Here is a 239-nt window from a genome sequence, read left to right as displayed (position 1 = left end):
TGGTGCCAATGCTAGTGGCAGTCATGATAATGGGCGTGAGAGTGAGACGAATACTAATGATAGTGATAACAATTCGAGTGAAATGCGTATCGAAAGTGGTGAATGGTATGCCCGCCTACGCCACGAACAAAAAATCAGCCAACAGGTGATTATCCACGGTAAAAGCAACCGCTATGCCCTTGCACCGGGTCAATGGATTAACATCAAAGGCAGTCCACTGAATAATATTAATGACGGCG

1 protein-coding gene is annotated in these 239 nt (G+C 45.6%); it reads left to right on the top strand.

What is annotated here, in order from left to right:
• The coding region (locus tag GQ589_RS12140) for a contractile injection system protein, VgrG/Pvc8 family (protein ID WP_202115133.1) at positions 1 to 239 on the top strand (239 nt) is incomplete at both ends.

The sequence above is a fragment of the Gilliamella sp. Pas-s27 genome (assembly GCF_009795865.1).
Taxonomy (GTDB): domain Bacteria; phylum Pseudomonadota; class Gammaproteobacteria; order Enterobacterales; family Orbaceae; genus Gilliamella.
This window is presented reverse-complemented; position numbering and strand designations above follow the sequence as displayed.